Below are 16,140 nucleotides of genomic sequence, written 5' to 3' on the forward strand. Positions count from 1 at the left end.
CGATGCCGCATTACGGAATGCCCGGTGTGACGGTGGGCCGCGGCCGCGCGCGCTCGACCGGGCTGGCGGCGGTGCTGGTGGCCGCGCTCGTGGCTGGGGGCATCGCCGGATATCAAGCGCTGCGACCGCCGGACGGGTTGCGCATCACGTTGCGCGCCAAGCAAGTCGGTGACGGCATCGTGGCGGGGGCGCGGGTGCGGATGGACGGGGTGCCGGTCGGCGATGTCGTGGCGATCGAGCCCGCCGCCGCCGGGTCGCAGCGAATCACGCTGCGGCTGGACGGTTCCCGGCTGCACGGGCTCGACGACAGTCTGCGCGTGCAGTACGCGCCGGGAAACCTGTTCGGCGTCAGCGAGATCGAGTTGCATCGCGGTCCCGGTGGTACTCCGCTGCGCGCGGGCACGGTCGTGGATCTCACCGCCCGGCCCGCCGATGTGGACGACGCCACCATGGGTTCGCTGCTGCGCGGGCTGTCCCAGGTCGGCGATCGCGTCTTCACTCCCGAATTGGCCGGTGTCATCGCGCGGTTCGGCTCGGATCTGCGCTCGTTCACACCGCTGCTGGAATCGATGGTGGTGCTCGCGCGCATCGTGTTGGACACCCAGCGCGAGGAGTTGTCGCTGGTGGTCGGGCGGTTCGGGGAGGCGCTCACCGGTGGGGCCGATCTGATCGGGGCGATCATCAAGGTGCTCTACAGCCTCGACACCAACACCGCGCTGCGCACCGAACGCGACAAGGTCGACACCGGGATCGCCATGGTCGTACACCAACTGTTCCCCACGCTGGAGACGACGCTGAACCACGCGGGTACGTCCTTCGCCGGATTCACCGATCTGGTGGTGCCGTTTCTCACCGTGCTCGCCCAGATGGTGCCGACACCGCAACGGTCCGGCGCGGAAGTCGGCGAGATCATCCGGCGATTGCGGAATGCCATGCCCGACACCCCGGACGGGCCGGTGCTGAATCTGGATCTCGACCTGTCCGGCGTCCCGGCCGTGGCCGTGCCGCTGGGCCTGCCGGGAGGTCCGCGATGACGACCACCTCCGGTTCGCTGTGGCGGCTGGCGCTGTTCACCATCGCCATGATCGCGGCATTCGCGGTGGTGCTCACCATGATTCAGCGTCCGGTCGCCGGGGCCACGGAAACGCACGACGCGCTGTTCACCGACGCCAACGGGCTGCGCGTCGGCGACGACGTGCGCGTCTACGGCGTGCAGGTCGGCAAGGTGGAGGGCATCCGGCTGGACGGGACGCTGGCGCGGGTGCGGCTGACGGTGAAGACCGACACCCCGCTCTACGACAACACCCACCTGGCCATCCGCTACCAGAACCTCACCGGCCAACGGTATGTCGACATCCAGCACGACCCGGCCCCGGGCGCGCGGATCCGACCCGGCGCGCTCGTGCCCGCCGACCACACCGTGCCGTCGTTCGATATCACCGCCCTGTTCAACGGCCTGGAGCCGGTGCTGCAAACCCTGTCGCCGGACGCGTTGAACCGGTTCACCACGAGCATGCTGGCCGTGCTCGAGGGGGAGGGCAAGGGCATCGCCCCGGCGCTGGCGTCGCTCGGCGAACTCAGCGCCTACGTCGGCGACCGGCAGCGGGTGCTGACCACGCTGGTGCGCAATCTGTCCGAGATCGCGGACCGGATCGGCGGGCGCTCACCACAATTGGTGAATTTCCTCGGCAAGGTCTCCGACGTCTTCGAATCCCTCCAGAGGAACCTCGAGGGCCTGATCGACTTCGCGCTGACCGCGCCGCCGGTGCTGTACCCGGCCGACCGGCTGCTGGCCACGATCGGGCTGACGGTGGGGGAGAACCCGGATGTGAACGAGATCGTGCGGCGCTACCTCCCCGACCCGAAGGCGATCGCCGATCTGCTGGCCGGGCTGCCCGCGCTGCTGGAGGGACTGGACGCCGCGATCCCGTCGCCCATTCCGGGGTCGACGCGGGTCTGCGCGAAGGGTGACGCCGAGGTGCCCGCGCCGCTGCGGGTGCTCGTCGACGGCCGGAGGGTATCGGTATGCAAGCGTTGAGGATTCGGCGGACCCTGATTCGGCGGCCGCTGCCCGCGGCCGTGCGGGAGCGGCGACGACAGCTGTGGCTGGGCATCGGCGGGGCGCTGGCGGTGGCGGCGCTGCTGCTGGCGGTGTCGGTGCTGTACGCGGTGCCGGTCGGGCAGACCGTCTACACCGCCTATCTCGCCGACGGGCAGTCGGTGCGCGCGGGCGACGACGTGCGCGTCGCGGGTATCCCGGTCGGGTCGGTGCGTTCGCTGGAGCTGCGCCCGCGCTGGGTCGAGATGCGGTTCGCGGTCGACTCGAGCGTGTTCCTCGGCAGCGAGACCACCCTCGACATCCGGATGCTCACCGTGGTCGGCGGACACTACGTCGCGGTGACGCCCGCGGGGTCACAACCGTTGGGGCGCATGCCGATTCCCGCGGACCGGGTGCGACTGCCGTACAACCTGATGCAGGTCTTCGAGGACGCGGTGGCCCCGGTCCGCGAGATCGACGGCGACACGCTGCGCAAGAACCTCGCCTCCCTCGCCGACGGGCTGCAAACCGGCCCCGAGAGCGTGCGCCGGGTGCTCGACGGCGTCGGGCATTTTGTCGAGGTGCTCGAACAGCAGCGCGCGGACGTGTCCAAGGCCACCGCGATCGCCGACGAATACCTCGACGCGGTCACCACCGGGAAGTCGGAGCTGCGGCGGTTGGTGGAGAAGGTGGATCTGCTCGAGACCATGATCAGCGACAAACGCGACGAGGTGCGCGAGACCGTGCGCGCGCTCAACCGCGTCATCAACCGGATCGGCGCGTTGCAACCGGCGTGGGAGGGGACGTTCAAACCGATGGCCCAGCCCTTGGCGGACGCGCTGCACGAACTCGAGTCCATCGGGGAAAAGCTTGTCGCCATGGTGAATTCGGTCCACGAGATCGGGCGCAAGCTCACCGCGCTGATCGGACCCGACGGAACCGTGGGGATCGACGACTCCGGCGAACGCCTGGTGTCCGAGGTGTGCGTTCCGGTGCCGGGGAAGGCGTGCTGATGGTCGGACCGTCCACGCGCCGCCTGCTCGCCTCGCGCGGATTCATGTCCGCCGTCGGCGCGCTGGCCCTGTGCGCGCTCACCGTCGCCGGATATCTGGTGGTCGAGCCGCCGCGCCCGGCCCACGCCTACTGCGCGCTCATGCCCGATGCCATCGGCCTGTATCCCGGCAATCACGTCACCATGCGAGGTATCACGGTCGGGCGGGTGACCGGGGTGGCCCCGCAGGGGGACAAGGTCCGCGTCGATTTCACCGTCGACACCCGTTATCCGGTCGGCCCGGACGCCGCGGCCACCACGGTCGCGCGCACGGTGGTCGCGGACCGCGAATTGGCTGTGCTGCAAGAGGATTGGCCCACTACCCCGCGTGACGGGTGCGTCACGAAGACGCTCACTCCCAAGAGCATCAGCGAAACCTTCGACGCGCTCACCCGGCTCGCCGAACAGGTCGTCGGCCCGGACGGCACCGCCGCGCCCCCGCTGGGTCGCGCGGTCGCGGGCCTGGATAACGCCACCGCGGGGACGGGTCAGCAGATCAACGACCTCATCCGGCGGTTGGGGGTGGCGCTGGATTCTCCGGACGCGGCCCTCGGTCACCTTGCGGGAGTGGTGGATTCGCTGTCGCGGCTGTCAGAGGCCGTGGCCGCGCACTGGGGCGACATCAAATCCATGCTGACCCGGCTGGCCCAGGTGCTCGATCAGGTCAACAACGAACTGTTCAGCGAGACCGTGACCATCATCGACGGCTTCCGGCGGGTGCTGCCCATGATCAACGACATCACCACCATGTTCGGCAGCGCCATCCTCACCCTGCTCGACGCGACCGTGCCGCTGACCCGGTTCATCGGCGCGAACATCCGCGTCATCGGCGACATCCTCGCCATGATCCCGCCGCTGCTCGACGCGTTGCGCACGGTCTTCGACCCGAACAGCGGCCAGCCCGGCGTGACCTACCGCCCGCCCCGGGTGGCGCTGCCCGCCCCGGACGCGAACGCGGTGTGCGGGGCCGTGAACGCCGTGGCCCCCGGCCGCTGCACCGGGGCCGAGAACGGGATGGCCGACGTGGACCTCGTGACCCTCGTGCTGGGGACGGTGAGTGCCCGATGACCATGGCACACAGCGTGTTCCGCCGCGCCCGCTGGGGCGTGCTGGGAACGGTGGCCCTGTTCGGCTGCGGCTGCGGCATCGATCCGGGCAGCGTGCCGATCCCGCTGCCCACCACCGCCGAGCCGACCTACACCGTCCGCATCGAACTGGCCAGCGCCCTGAATCTGCCCGCCAAGGCCAAGGTCATCGCCAACGGCACCCGGGTCGGCACCGTCGCGCGGGTGGCCGTGGTGGATCCCGGGGCCGCCGAGCCGGGCGCGGGCGGGCACGTGGTCGTCTACGCCGATATCGCGAAATCGGTTAGGCTGCCCGCGGATTCGACCGCCGAACTGCGGCAGACCACGCTGCTGGGTGATATGCATCTGGCGCTGGCCTTCCCCGCCGGCGACGCGGCCCCGGCCCTCGGCGACGGCGGGCTCCTCCCGCTGCGGCAGTCCCGGCGGCCCATCCAGATCGAGGACACCCTCGCGGGATTGGCGACGTTCCTCGAGGGCGGCGCGGTACATCAGTTGCAGGACATCGTGAATCGGTTCAACACCATCCTGCCGCCCACCCCGCAGGAGACCGCGCGGCTGGCGAACACGGTCGGCGCGGACACCATGGATCTGGCCCGCAATCTCGACGAGGTGGATGCGCTGCTGAACGGGTTCACCGCGGACTCGCAGGTCATGCGCGATCAGATCGATGTGCTCGCCACCATGCTCACCGAGCAGGAGGTGCAGCACATCACCGACGCGGTGTCCTCGATCGTCGGGGTCATCGGGGTGCTGGGCGCGCTCGGGTCGGTCGCGCACGCGCTGCTGTGGCTGGCCCCGATCGCCGACGCGGGCGACAAGGCGGCCGAGGCGTTCGTGCCGCTGCTGTTCACCAGCCGCCCGCTGGATCTGGACGCCCCCTCGAATCTCAACGCGCTCGTGGCGTGGTTGCGCGACAAGGTGATTCCGTTCGTCGAGCACGGACCGAAGGTGAACATCACCCGTGCCGCGGTGACCGCCGCCGGGGCGCCCGTATCGGCCGACGATCAGGTGGGCCGGATCATCGACAGCCTGCGCATGATCGGAGTGGTGCGATGAGGATCGGCTCGCTGCTGTCGCTGGGCGCGATCGTCGCGGTGGCGGTGCTGGGCAGCGCGTATCTCGCCTTCGGCGTGGTGAACCGGGACGCGTTCGCCGATCACACCACCGCGCTCATGGACCTGCCCGACGCGGGCGGGCTCGGCGAAGGTTCGGCGGTCCTGCTCACCGGCGTCAGGATCGGGACCGTGGCCGCGGTGGACACCGCGCCCGCCGGGGTGCGGGTGCGGCTGCGGCTGGACGCGGAGCATCGGGTGCCGCTGGACAGCCGGGTCGTCATCGAGAACCTGTCGGTGCTCGGCGAACCCTATGTGGAGATCGTCCCGCGCACGGCGGACGGCCCGTATCTGGCCGACGGGCAGACGATTCCGCCCGATCGCGTCCGCCCGGCGATCTCGATCGCGCGGATGGCGCGGATGGCGGCCGAACTGCTGCGCCAGCTGCGCCCGGACGCGGTGGGCCGGTTGATCGACACCGTCGTCACCGGGTACGCCGGGAACGCCGGGGTGGTCCCCGATCTGGCGCGCTCGACCGATCTGCTGGCCGCGCTGATCAGCGACCGCTCCGCCGCGCTGGGCCGCACGATCACCGCCTTGCAGTCCATCGCCCCCGATATGGACTGGACCGGTCCGGCGATGACGGCCGCCTCGCCGCCGTTCATCGAATTCGGGCAGCGGGTGGACGCCATCGCCGACGCGGTGGGACGGCTGTTCACCACCGGGGACTCCCCGCGCATGTACCTCGAGGGCAACGGCCTGGTGCCGTTCCTGGACAAGCTCACCGCCCGCATCGACGCCATCGGGCCCGATCTCGCGCCGCTGGCCCCGATGCTGGCGCCGCTGCGCGACATCGCCGTGCGGGCGTTCCCGCGAATCGACCTGAGCGCCCTCATCTCCCAGGTCCTGCTCGGCCTGGACGAGAACGCCGTACACGTGCGCGTCGGCGTGCGCTGACGCCGCCCAGTGGGAGGAAAGCCATGACCACCGAAACCGCTGCCGCGCAACCGGAATCGCCCCGCCGCGGGCGCTCGCTGAGCGTGTCGATCCGGATGTCCACGGTCCTCGCCGCCGCCGCGCTGGCGCTCGCCGTGGCGCTGATCGTCGGATTCGCGGTCGCCTGGCTCGGCGCGCGGGGGGAGTTGCGCGACCGCGACGCCGCGGCCGCCGACCAGCGCCACGCCGAACAGGTCGCCACCGACTACGCGCTCGGCGCGTCCACCATCGACTACAACCACGTCGAGGACTGGTTCACCCGGCTGAAGGCCAACACCTCCCCGCAGCTGGCGAACAAGTTCGACGCCACCGCCCCCAAGCTGCGCGACATACTGCTGCCGCTGAAATGGACCTCCACCGCCACCCCCATCGCGGCCAAGACGCTCGGCGACGCGGGCGGGGTCTACAAGATCGACGTCTTCCTCACCGTCTCCTCCACCAACGCCCAGACCCCCGACGGCGGCCACACCACCGTCACCTACAACGTCACCGTCGACCGCGCCGCGGGCTGGAAGGTCACCGACGTCGGCGGCCTCGACGGGGCGTTGGGCGGCAAGTGATCTCGCGACTGTGACATCTCCCGATTCCGCGCGGCGGGATTGTGCCGCGCCACGAACGGCGGAAAAGCCCGCCCGTCCAACCGAACTCGTGCCGTAGCGTCCGAATGGATGGCAGGTGAACCGTACGGCAACGGCTCCCGGTACTGGGAGCCGCCCACGCCGCGCATCGCCGAACTGTTGCGCACGGCCGTGGAGATGGTGCTGGTCGACCCCGAGTCCATCTACCGGGTCATCGACGAGGCGTCGCTGGCGGCGGCCGGGCCGCCGGTGGCCGTCGAACCGGGTGTGGCCGAGGCGATCCGGGCCTGCGTGCGCGCCAACCTCGGGCACTGGTGCGCGGCGAATCTGCACGCGCCGGGCGTTCCGGTGAGCGCGAATCTGTCCGCGGAGAACGTGGATCTGGCCCGCGCGGTGGTGCGGCACGGGTTCGACGAGATGCTGGTGACGAATTTCCACGCCGGGCAGAACGCCGCCGTGCGCACCTTCACCCAGTTCGCGTTCCTGCTCAGCACCGATCCGCACGAGATCCGCGAACTGCTCGACCTCATGATGGCGTCCATCTTCGCCTTCGTCGACGCCACCCTCACCGGCGTGTTCGACCTGATCCAGCGCGAACGCCGCCAGCTCGCCGACCTCGACCACACCGAGCGGATGGAGACGATCAACCTGGTGCTGGCCGGGGCCCCGATCGGGGCCGACCGCGCCGCCCGGCGGCTGGGCTACCCGCTGGACGGACCGCATCTGGCCGCGATCGTGTGGAGCGATTCGTATCCGCTGGTGCCCGAGGCGCTGGACGCCGCGGCCGACGCGCTGGCCCGGATGACCGGCGCGGCCCACCCGCTCACCGTGACGCCGAGCCCGGCCACGCTGTGGGTGTGGGTCCCCGCCGCCACCCGGCCGGACCCCGACCTCGTGCACAAGGCGCTGGAGAGCGCGCCGGGTACCCGAATGGCGTTGGGCTCCATCGGTTCCGGGGCCGCCGGTTTCCGGCGCAGCCATCTCGACGCGGTCGCCACCCAGCGGCTCATGCGGCGACTGCGGGCGCCCACCCGGCTGGCGACCTACGACGAGGTGGAGGTGGTGGCGCTCACCGCCGACGACGAGGAACGCGCGCACGAGTTCGTCACCCGCACCCTCGGCGACCTGATCGGCGCGGAACCCGAACTGCTGCAAACGTTGCGGGTGTATCTGCAACAGGGGTGGAACGCCGCCCGCACCGCGCGGATACTGTTCGCACACCGCAACACCATCGTCTACCGGCTCGACCGCGCCCGCGCCCTGCTGCCCCGCCCGCTCGAGCACAGCGCGTTACAGGTCGCCCTGGCGCTGGAGATCGTGAGCGTTCTCGGACGGACCGCGCCGGTTTCCTGAACTCTCACAACGCCGCGGCGCGCCTTGGCCACAGTGCACATCGGCGGCCCCCGAGATTGTGCGCTTCGGCCCGTTCCCCGGGCGGACATCCCCGATAGAGTTGCCGAACTGCGAAGACCGGACGTGTGCCCGAACGAGGTGTGTCATGACAGCGGTGCTCGACGCGAGAACCGAACCGGCGCCGCGCGCGCTGCTGCGGGCGATCGTGGACGAGATCGAATCCGATTGCGGGCCGGACGGTTCCGGCGCGCGCGGCGACCTGACGGCGGTGGCCCGCGGCTGCCTGACCGCGCTCGCGCGGGTCTGCGCGAACGACGCGATCGCACCGGACACGCTGCTCGTGCTCGAACGCGTCGCGGCCGGCTGGGCCGAGCGCGCGGCGCCGGTCGCGGTGCTGCACCGCACCGTGCGCATCGCGATCGATCGCGGCTTCGAGGCCACGGCCCCCACGCTGGAGTGGTCGAGCCCGGATGCCGTGCGCCGCAACGGTTCGGCGCTGCTGGACGCGCTGGGCGCGCTGTCGGCGGCGGTGTCGCGCGGCTACGCGGCCGGAACCCGGCTGGCCGCCGGACCGATCGACACCCCTCGCGACACGACCGAGCGGACCGGCCGATTCCTCGTGCTGGCAATGGAATTCGCCCCGCATCCCGACGACCGCGATCCGGGACTCGACGCGCGTGTGGTCGCGCGCCGCCGCGCCGCGCGGGTGCGCGGCGAACTCGGCCGGGCCGTGCCCGGCGCGGTGTCGGCCACGCTGAGCGGTGTGGGCGGCACCGCGATCGTGCCCCGGGAGTCCGCCGCCGAGCCGGTCGATTCGTGGCTCTCGGCGCTCGTCGCTCGCCTCGCGCGGGCCGCCGAAACCCCGATCACCGCAACGTATTCCGAGGCGACGGGCGGCGAACTGGACCGCGCGGGCGAACGCGCGCACGAGGTGCTGGATCTGGCGCTGACCCTGGGCCGGGGACCGGGGCTGCACCGGTTCGAGGATCTGGCCTGCGAGTATCAGCTCACCCGCCCCGGCCTCGGCCGCACCCGGCTGCGGGCGCTGCTGGACCCGCTGCGCGACGAACCGGAGCTGCTGGAGACCCTGCGCGCCCACTTCGCCGCGCAGGATCGACCCGAGGCGGCCTCGCGCCACCTCGGCATCTCCCCGAGTTCGGTGCGGCGGCGGCTGCGCCGGGTGGAGGAGCTGACCGGGCTGCCGCCCGCCGATCCCCGCGCGGCCTGGTATCTGCGGTCCGGCCTGATCGCATTGCGGGTCAGGGCCGGTTCAACGCCGCCTCGATGACCGGCCACGACCGGTGCAGATCCTGCTCCCAGTACCCCCAGGAGTGGGTGCCGTCCGGCCGGAAGTCGAAGGTGGCGGGAATCCCCAACTGCGCCAAGTGTTCCCGCAGGTTCACCGTGCAGTGGTGCATCACCGCCTCGAGCGGCGAACCGAACATCAGCTGCCAGGCGAGTTGCGCCGGATCGCCGTGCACGCCCTCGAGGGTGTCCAGGGCGCCGGGGACGCCGGTGCCGCTGGAGACGTAGATCGTGGTGTCGCGCAACCGATCCGCGTGCAGATACGGGTCGTTGGCCGCCCACGCCGGATCCCCCGGCGGCCCCCACATGTTCGTCGCGTTGCCCGCCCAGCGGCCCACCACGGCGGTCACCATGGCCTGCCCCTCCGGATCGCTGGTGCGCACGCAGCCGCTGTACGCGCCGATCGCCCGGTAGAGTCCGGGCGCGGTCTCGGCGAGGTGGAACACGGCGGTCGCGGCCATGGACAATCCCGCGATCGCGTTGGCGCCGTTGCCGTTCAGCGTGGCGTCCACGATCGGCGGCAGCTCCTCGGTGAGGAACGTCTTCCAGCGCGGGCGGCCGAGCACGGGATCGTCGGTGCGCCAGTCGGTGAAGTAACTGCCCGCGCCGCCGATCGGGATCACCACGTTGACCTGTTTGCCCGCGAAGAACCGGGACACGTCGGTCTCGTCGTACCAGCCGCCGCCGACGCCGCCGTTGGCGCCGTTGAGCAGGTACAGCGTCGGCGCGGGCCGGGTGGGGTCGGCGGCGCGCAGCACCTGCGCGCGCACGACCGTGCGCATGGCCGCGGAGTAGACGTACATGTCCGTGACCCGGCCCGGCCCGTCCTCGAGGTGGTCCAGACGGGAGCCGTCCGGTGCGGCGGCCGCGGGTCCGGTCAGGGCGATCGCGGTGGCGGCCGTGAGGGCCGCGATCGCCGTCACCACGGCGGGCGGCCGCCACGGGAGTCTACGGCTCCGGGGTGTGCGCATGACGAAAATCCTTCGGGCGGACGATGTTTCAGGCGATGTCGAGTTCGGGGAACCGGTCCGACACCCGCGCCATCGGGGGCCGGTCGGCGGCGTCGAGTTCGGTGGTGATCCGCCGCCAGGCGGCCCCCTCCGGGATGAACTGGGTCAGCCCGACGCCGGAGTCGGCGACGCCGAGCCGATCCAGCAGGGTGGCCACCACCTGACGGCTCATCACCGCCAGTTCGTGGGTGGGCCGGTTGCGGTGCCGCCGGGTGCCGAGGTCGACCTGGCCGATGGCGTCGACGCCGTGCCGTCGCCAGCAGTCGATGAGAATGCCGATCTCTACCCCATACCCCGGCGCGAACGGGATGGCGGTGAGCAGGTCCCGGGTGGCGGCGTACTCCCCGCCCAACGGCTGCACGACGCCGCCGAGCGCGGGCGCCAGCGCGGTGAGCAGCGGCCGGGCCACCAGCTGGGTGACGCGCCCGCCGCCGTCGGCCTCGCCCGCGTGGTCCCCGCTCAGCGGGCGGCGGTAGAAGCCCTTGACCAGCTTCAGGTTCGGATCGAACAGCAGCGGCGCGAGCAGCGCGGGCACGAATCGTGTACTGGGACAGACCAGATCGGAGTCGACGAACACGATCAGATCCCCGGCGGCCACCGCCAGCGACCGCCACAGCACCTCGCCCTTGCCGGGCCGCGGGCGCACCCCGGGCAGCGCCTCCTCGCGGGTGTAGACGGTGGCCCCGGCCGCGCGGGCGCGGGCGATGGTGTGATCGGTGGAGCCGGAGTCGATCACGAGCAGTTCGTCGACCAGCCCGCCCAGATGCGGCCGCACCGAGGCCACGACCCCGGCGACGGTGGCCTCCTCGTTCAGCGCGGGCAACACCACCGAGACGGTCCGTCCGTCCTTGCGTTCGACGAGTTCGGGAATCGACCACGGCCGGTCGAACCAGCTGGGCGCCTTCGGGACGATCATCGCGATACCTCCGCGGGAGTCGACGAGCGGGAAGTCGGCAGCGCCGCGGTGACCGCGGTGAGCACGGCGGCCACCGCCGCGATGATCCACAGCACCGTGCCGCAGGCGGCCAGAAAGCGTTGCGGCCCGAGCGGTTCCACCGAATCGGCGCCGACCCGGGTGAAGAACACCGTGCCCAGCAGCGCGGTGCCGAGCGCGCTGCCGAGCTGCTGGACGGTCGGCGCGACGCCGGAGGCCGCGCCGGTGGACCGCTCGCCGAGCCCGGCCACCATGATCGCGGGCAGCGGCGGGGAGAACCAGCCCATCCCGGCCCCGGCGAGCAGCGCCGGGAGCACCACCGAATCGGGATCCAGGCCGCCCGCGCGCGGATGCAGGCACAGCGCCAGCGCGCCCATGCCCAGCGCGAACAGGCCGAGGCCGAGGGTCAGCGTCCGGCCGCCGAGCCGGGCCACGAGCAGCGGGGAGGTGACGGCAGTGAGCAGCGCGCCGACCGCGAACGGCAGCATCAGCCGCCCGGTCTGCCACGCCGACCAGCCCAGCCCGGTCTGCGCGGTCACCGACACCACGAACAGCAGCGCCGTGAACAGCCCGTAGAACACCAGCATCAGCACCGAGCAGATCCGAAACGGCCGGTCCGCGAACAACTCTCGTGGCACCAGGGCGTCCTGCCCGATCCGGGCCCGGGACCGTTGCCGCCGCCAGAACGCGGCGAGCACGACCAGTCCGGCGACCAGCGTCGCGACCGACCCCGGCGGCCAGCCCGCGTCGCGCGTGGTGACCAGCGGGAACAGCACCAGGCCCAGCCCGGCCGCCGACAGCGCGGCCCCCAGCACGTCGACCGGTTCGGGTCGCTCCGCGCGCGCGTCGCCGACCGCGCGATGGGCCATGAGCAGCGCGGCGATCCCGAGCGGGGGATTGATCACGAAGATCGCGCGCCAGCTCAGCCCGGCCACGTCCGCGGTGACCAGCGCCCCGCCCAGCAGCGGACCCGCGAGCCCGGCCGCGCCCGCCACCGCCCCGTAGACGCCGAAGGCCAGCGCCCGCCGCCGGGGCGGGAAGGCGGTGGTGAGGATGGCGATGGTCTGCGCGGCCACGGCCGCCGCGCCGACGCCCTGCACCGCGCGCGCGACCGCGAGTTCCGCGGGCCAGCGCGCGGCGGCGCACCACGCGGAGGCGAGGGTGAACACGCCCATGCCCGCGAGAAACAGTGTGCGACGGCCGAATCGGTCCCCGAGCCGCGCGGCGGTGAGCAGCGCGCAGGCGAAGCACAGCCCGTAGCTGGTGACCACGAGCAGTTGCAGCGATTCGGAGGCGGCCAGCTCGTGGGCCAGGGCGGGCAGCGCGGTGTTGACGATGGTGAGATCGAGCATCTGCATGAAGACCGCGAACAGGCACGCGCCGAGCGCCAGCCAGGCCCGGTGGGCGCCGAGGGTGCGAACGGTCATGGGTCAGACGGCGACACCGACGGTGTAGTCCCCGTCGTGCGCGACCGCGCCCACGATCGACAGCAGCGTCTTGATGTACTGGTCCACGGCCTGACGGGCCTCGGGGGTGTCGGGGAACAACAGGCTGAGCTTGGTCACGTCGGGGAAGCGGTTCACCCACACGTACACCTCGCCGGGCGAGTCGTCGTTGGCGAACATGCCGCCGTTGATCCGGTCGAACATCTCGACGCCGGGGAATTTGCGCAGATCGATGTAGGACATCATCATCGCGGCCCAGCCCGGCCGGGTCCGGACGCCGTGGCGTTGCGAGGCGAGTTCGACCACCCGGTGCGGGGACACCGCGCCGAGTTCCCGGGCCGAGTCGGCGGCGCGCTGCGCGGCGGCGACCAGGCCGGTGAAGTGGTTGTCCGCGCCCGCCTCGATGCCCGCCTCGATCGCCACCGGCACCAGGTTGGTGTACCAGCCGATCGAATTCGCCTCGCCCGCCGTGGTGCGGGTGTTGACGGGGGTGAGCACGAAATACCAATCGGCGCCGGTCAATTCGAGTTCGGTCAGCGCGAGGGCGGCGAACAGGCCGCCGACGAACCGCCCGCCCTGGGCCTCGCAGACGTGTTCGAACCGTTGCGCGTCCGACTCGTCGAACAGCGGCAGCGTGATCTGCGCGCCGCGGGTGTAGGCCGAACCGCCCGCGGTGCCGAGATACAGCGGGAACGACGGCATGTCACCGCCGTTGCGGCGCAACAGATCCACCCACGCGCGCACCTCGGGGGAGTCCTCGGTGAGGGCCTCGTTGTGGGCGCGTTCGCGGTCGCAGTAGCCGAGATGCCCCTCGACCGCCGCGAGCGGGGCGGGCGTGCCGCCGAGTTCGCTGCCGTAGAGCATGAGCAGATCGACGCAGGTGATCGCCTGGCCGACGCCGTCGGTGTGCAGATGGTCGATCGCGGCGTACACGGTGAACGAGCCCTCGTGCCGGATCACCCCGAAGCCGAAGCAGTCCCAGTGCCGCGCGTCGGGCGTATTCGCCTGCACGAACGCGCGAATCGCGTCGGCGTCGGCGAAGTCGCCGTGGTCGGTCGCGACGAGGTCGATCCGCTCGGGCGGCAGTACGTGCCGGACGACGCGATTGTCGGGCCCGACCTCGAACCGGCTGCCGAAGGTGTCGTGGCGGCGCACGAACGCGGTGAGCGCGCGGGTCATCGCGGGCACGTCCGGCTCGCCAGGCATGTCGAAGGAGATCATGGTGACCCGCGAGGTGCGCGCCCGGGTGCCCGCCTGCCGGTGCGCGGCGCGGAGGTATTCCTCCTGCTGGTAGCAGGGTGGGGTCGGATGCGGCGGCGCGGCCGCCATCGCCGCGCGGGCGGCCTCGGACACCGACCAGCTGGTGATCCGGCCCGGTTGCGGATGCCAATCGTCGAAGAAGCCGAAATTGACCACGGGTCCCTCTATTCACGCCTCGGTGGCGACGGGTTCGCCGATGCGTGTTTCGGTAGGTATCACCGACCACGCCCTTGGGAGTTAACGGCAGTTACCACCGGGTCGGCCAGCCTGGGCGGACAACCTTGTGATTAGTGCCAACGGCGTCGGTCGTCAGGCGGTCGAAAGACCAATGTCGTTCCGACGGCCTTGTCGCTCAGCGGTATTCGCTCCTACCGTGACCACACGATCCGCAGGCCCGAGGGAGGAGACGGTTGGACGCGCACGCCGCCCGCACGCGAATCGGGCTGTCCGCCGCGGTGATCGCGCTGGCGTTGGCGCTGGTCGTCGCGCCCGCCGCGGTGGCCGAACCCGGTGAGATCACGGCCGCGGCGGCCGCGTCGCCGGACGGTTCGCGCCTGGTCGGGGTCGGCGAGCGGCAGGGCCGGACGGTGGATCTGGCGATCCACTCCGCCGCCATGGACGCCGTGATCACCGTGAAAGTGCTGCTGCCCGTGGACGATTCGCGGCCCGCGCCGGTGCTGTACCTGCTCAACGGGGCCAATGGCGGCACCGAGGCGAGCAGCTGGAACGAGCAGACCGATGTGGTGGACTTCTTCGCCGACAAGCAGGTCACCGTCGTCATCCCGATGGGTGGGCGCGGCAGCTACTTCACCGATTGGCGCGCCGACGATCCGGTGCTGGGGCGGCAGCGCTGGACGACGTTCCTGACCCGGGAACTGCCGCCCATCATCGACTCGGCCTTCCGAGGCACGGGTGCGAACGCGATCGCGGGGATCTCGATGGCGGGCACCTCGGTGTTCCAATTGGCCTTGGCCGCACCGGGTCTGTATCGCGCGCTCGGCTCCTACAGCGGATGCGTGCAGACCAGCAGCCCGCAGGGCGAGGCGATGGTGACCGCGGTCGTGGGGCGCTACGCGGGCAACTCGGTCAATATGTGGGGCCCGCCGGGCGATCCGGCCTGGGCCGCGAACGACGCCTACCTGCACGCGGATCGGTTGCGCGGCACCGCGATCTACGTCTCCGCGGGCACCGGCCTGCCCGGCCCGCTCGACACCCTCGACGGCCCCGGCGTCAACGGCAACGGGCAGAAGCTGTTCAGCCAGCTCACCACCGGCCTGGTCATCGAGGCCATCACCAACCAATGCGCCCAGGCCCTGCGCACCCGCCTCGCCGCCCTCGCCGTCCCCGCCACCTTCAACCTGCGTCCCACCGGCACCCACTCGTGGGGTTACTGGCAACAGGACCTGCACGATTCGTGGCCGCTGTTCGAGCAGGCCCTCACCCGCTGATCAGGGATCCCGGGGAGTCCGCTCGCCGGACGAACGGGTGAGCGACCTCACGCGTCCCGAGATAGTTAGCCTATGTACATAGATAGTTAGCAAATGTAAACTAAAAACATGTCGATGAGCCGGATCGAGGAGAGTGCGACGGTCGAGGGGCGGTTGGTGGATATCGCCGTGACCGTGGCGCGGCTGTCCCGGCTGGCCAGCGGCTTCGGTGGTGACGGGCTTCCGCGCGCGATGGTGCGCGCGCTGTCGGTGCTCGACGAGCACGGCCCGATGCGGGTCGGCGACTTCGCCCGGATCGACGGGTGTTCGCAGCCGACGGCGACGACGCTGATCGGCCGCCTCGTCGCGGCCGGACTGGTCGCCCGCGCCACCGTTCCCGGCGACTCCAGAGCCGTGGTCGTCGAGCCGACCGCGGCGGGACGCGCCCGTCTGGCCGCGTCCCGCCGCGCGATCGGCACCGCTCTGGCCGCCCGGTCCCCGGGGTTCGACCACGAGCGGCTGGCTCGCCTGAGCGACGAGCTGCGGGCCCTGCACGCGGCCCTCGTGTCCACCGCCGCAACCGAATTCGAAGAACAGGAGCGTTAG

15 protein-coding genes are annotated in these 16,140 nt (G+C 71.5%); 11 read left to right on the plus strand and 4 right to left on the minus strand.

Translation table 11 applies throughout. The features are described from left to right. The first annotated feature begins 2 nt into the window (after positions 1–2). The 9 genes from ACWDSJ_RS10930 to ACWDSJ_RS10970 all read left to right on the plus strand — a co-directional run bounded on the left by ACWDSJ_RS10930 (position 3) and on the right by ACWDSJ_RS10970 (position 9,441). Complete coding sequence (locus ACWDSJ_RS10930; RefSeq protein ID WP_450031082.1) at positions 3–1,034, plus strand: MlaD family protein; 1,032 nt, start codon at positions 3–5, stop codon at positions 1,032–1,034. Beyond that, a complete protein-coding gene (locus tag ACWDSJ_RS10935) occupies positions 1,031–2,038 on the plus strand; it encodes an MlaD family protein (protein WP_450031084.1) in 1,008 nt (335 codons plus the stop codon). The genes ACWDSJ_RS10930 and ACWDSJ_RS10935 overlap by 4 nt, the downstream gene beginning before the upstream one ends. Continuing rightward, entirely contained in the window at positions 2,026–3,051 is a 1,026-nt protein-coding gene (locus tag ACWDSJ_RS10940) for an MlaD family protein (RefSeq protein ID WP_450031086.1), read from the plus strand. Before ACWDSJ_RS10935 ends, ACWDSJ_RS10940 begins: the two co-directional genes overlap by 13 nt. Then, complete coding sequence (locus ACWDSJ_RS10945; RefSeq protein ID WP_450031088.1) at positions 3,051–4,157, plus strand: MlaD family protein; 1,107 nt, start codon at positions 3,051–3,053, stop codon at positions 4,155–4,157. The genes ACWDSJ_RS10940 and ACWDSJ_RS10945 overlap by 1 nt, the downstream gene beginning before the upstream one ends. Beyond that, positions 4,154–5,230: an MlaD family protein gene (locus tag ACWDSJ_RS10950; RefSeq protein ID WP_450031090.1), complete on the plus strand. Its 1,077-nt coding sequence runs from the start codon at positions 4,154–4,156 to the stop codon at positions 5,228–5,230. The genes ACWDSJ_RS10945 and ACWDSJ_RS10950 overlap by 4 nt, the downstream gene beginning before the upstream one ends. After that, entirely contained in the window at positions 5,227–6,183 is a 957-nt protein-coding gene (locus ACWDSJ_RS10955) for an MlaD family protein (protein ID WP_450031092.1), read from the plus strand. Before ACWDSJ_RS10950 ends, ACWDSJ_RS10955 begins: the two co-directional genes overlap by 4 nt. Before the next feature lie 23 nt (positions 6,184–6,206). After that, positions 6,207–6,782 (plus strand): hypothetical protein, encoded by a 576-nt coding sequence (locus tag ACWDSJ_RS10960; protein WP_450031094.1) that lies wholly within the window; start codon positions 6,207–6,209, stop codon positions 6,780–6,782. A 108-nt stretch (positions 6,783–6,890) separates the two neighbouring features. Further along, on the plus strand, positions 6,891–8,153 hold the full coding sequence (locus ACWDSJ_RS10965) for a helix-turn-helix domain-containing protein (protein WP_450031096.1): 1,263 nt from the start codon (positions 6,891–6,893) through the stop codon (positions 8,151–8,153). Positions 8,154–8,298: 145 nt separating this feature from the next. Further along, positions 8,299–9,441: a helix-turn-helix domain-containing protein gene (locus ACWDSJ_RS10970; RefSeq protein WP_450031098.1), complete on the plus strand. Its 1,143-nt coding sequence runs from the start codon at positions 8,299–8,301 to the stop codon at positions 9,439–9,441. On the opposite strand, the gene ACWDSJ_RS10975 is transcribed toward ACWDSJ_RS10970, so the two are convergent. Genes ACWDSJ_RS10975 through ACWDSJ_RS10990 form a run of 4 tightly spaced genes read right to left on the minus strand, consistent with a single transcriptional unit; the run spans position 9,413 to position 14,263 of the window. Further along, complete coding sequence (locus tag ACWDSJ_RS10975; RefSeq protein ID WP_450031100.1) at positions 9,413–10,429, minus strand: alpha/beta hydrolase; 1,017 nt, start codon at positions 10,427–10,429, stop codon at positions 9,413–9,415. The two genes, ACWDSJ_RS10970 and ACWDSJ_RS10975, sit on opposite strands and share 29 nt — an antisense overlap. 28 nt (positions 10,430–10,457) lie before the next feature. Then, entirely contained in the window at positions 10,458–11,384 is a 927-nt protein-coding gene (locus tag ACWDSJ_RS10980) for a glucosyl-3-phosphoglycerate synthase (protein WP_450031102.1), read from the minus strand. Then, complete coding sequence (locus tag ACWDSJ_RS10985; protein WP_450031104.1) at positions 11,381–12,829, minus strand: MFS transporter; 1,449 nt, start codon at positions 12,827–12,829, stop codon at positions 11,381–11,383. The genes ACWDSJ_RS10980 and ACWDSJ_RS10985 overlap by 4 nt, the downstream gene beginning before the upstream one ends. Before the next feature lie 3 nt (positions 12,830–12,832). Then, on the minus strand, positions 12,833–14,263 hold the full coding sequence (locus ACWDSJ_RS10990; protein ID WP_450031106.1) for a condensation domain-containing protein: 1,431 nt from the start codon (positions 14,261–14,263) through the stop codon (positions 12,833–12,835). A gap of 254 nt (positions 14,264–14,517) precedes the next feature. Between ACWDSJ_RS10990 and ACWDSJ_RS10995 the strand changes: the two genes are divergently transcribed. Continuing rightward, the gene (locus ACWDSJ_RS10995) at positions 14,518–15,555 is read left to right on the plus strand and encodes an alpha/beta hydrolase (RefSeq protein ID WP_450031108.1); all 1,038 of its coding nucleotides are present in this window, start codon (positions 14,518–14,520) and stop codon (positions 15,553–15,555) included. A 108-nt stretch (positions 15,556–15,663) separates the two neighbouring features. Beyond that, positions 15,664–16,140 carry a MarR family winged helix-turn-helix transcriptional regulator gene (locus tag ACWDSJ_RS11000; protein ID WP_450031110.1) on the plus strand — a complete coding sequence of 159 codons (477 nt, stop codon included), beginning with the start codon at positions 15,664–15,666 and terminating at the stop codon, positions 16,138–16,140.

It is taken from the genome of Nocardia sp. NPDC003482, assembly GCF_053588115.1.